Genomic DNA, 1,130 nt, shown 5'->3' with positions numbered 1-1,130 from the left:
TAGGACCGTTATAGTTACGGCCGCCGTTTACTGGGGCTTAAATTCAAAGCTTCGCTTGCGCTAACCTCTCCTCTTAACCTTCCAGCACCGGGCAGGCGTCAGCCCATATACCTCACCTTTCGGTTTCGCATAGACCTGTGTTTTTGCTAAACAGTTGCTTGAGCCTATTCTCTGCGGCCTCATCTCTGAGGCACCCCTTCTCCCGAAGTTACGGGGTCATTTTGCCGAGTTCCTTGACAATGCTTCTTCCGCCGGCCTTAGGATTCTCTCCTCATCCACCTGTGTCGGTTTACGGTACGGGTACGGTATAAACAATAGCGGCTTTTCTTGACGCACAGCTCACGGACTTCCCTACTTTAATTCGGTCCGCATCGTGTCTTCCCATTGCCACACGGATTTGCCAATGTGACTGGTACCTCACTTGCACCGGGCTTTCCGTTCCCGGCTTCCGCTCTCTGCACGTGTCCCCACAGTTCTGTCATACCGCAGTACAGGAATCTCCACCTGTTGTCCATCGGCTACGACTCTCGTCCTCGCCTTAGGCCCCGACTTACCCAGGGCAGATCAGCTTTACCCTGGAAACCTTGGATATTCGGCCATAAGGATTCTCACCTTATTCTCGCTACTCATTCCGGCATTCTCTCTTCCATGCAGTCCACAGCTCCTTACGGTACTGCTTCGCCCCGCATGCAATGCTCCTCTACCAATGTATCACTACATTCCTTAGTTTCGGTGGCGCGTTTCAGCCCCGGACATTTTCGGCGCAGGACCTCTCGACCAGTGAGCTATTACGCACTCTTTGAATGAATGGCTGCTTCTGAGCCAACATCCTGGTTGTCTTTGAAATCCCACATCCTTTTCCACTTAACGCGCACTTTGGGACCTTAACTGAAGGTCTGGGCTCTTTCCCTTTCGACTGCCCAACTTATCTCGTGCAGTCTGACTCCCGGTAAGCAATTCTGCGGCATTCGGAGTTTGATATTCTTCGGTAGGCTTTGACGCCCCCTAGGAAATTCAGTGCTCTACCTCCGCTAATCTCTACCGAGGCTAGCCCTAAAGCTATTTCGAGGAGAACCAGCTATCTCCGGGTTCGATTGGAATTTCTCCCCTATCCACACCTCATCCCCACC

Annotated in this window: 1 rRNA gene; it reads right to left on the bottom strand. The window is 52.3% G+C overall.

The features are described 5' to 3' along the window. A 23S ribosomal RNA gene (locus RDN66_RS14005) occupies positions 1–1,130 on the bottom strand; the annotation flags it as partial.

The sequence above is a fragment of the uncultured Kluyvera sp. genome (assembly GCF_902485085.1).
GTDB lineage: Bacteria > Pseudomonadota > Gammaproteobacteria > Enterobacterales > Enterobacteriaceae > Kluyvera > Kluyvera ascorbata.
This window is presented reverse-complemented; position numbering and strand designations above follow the sequence as displayed.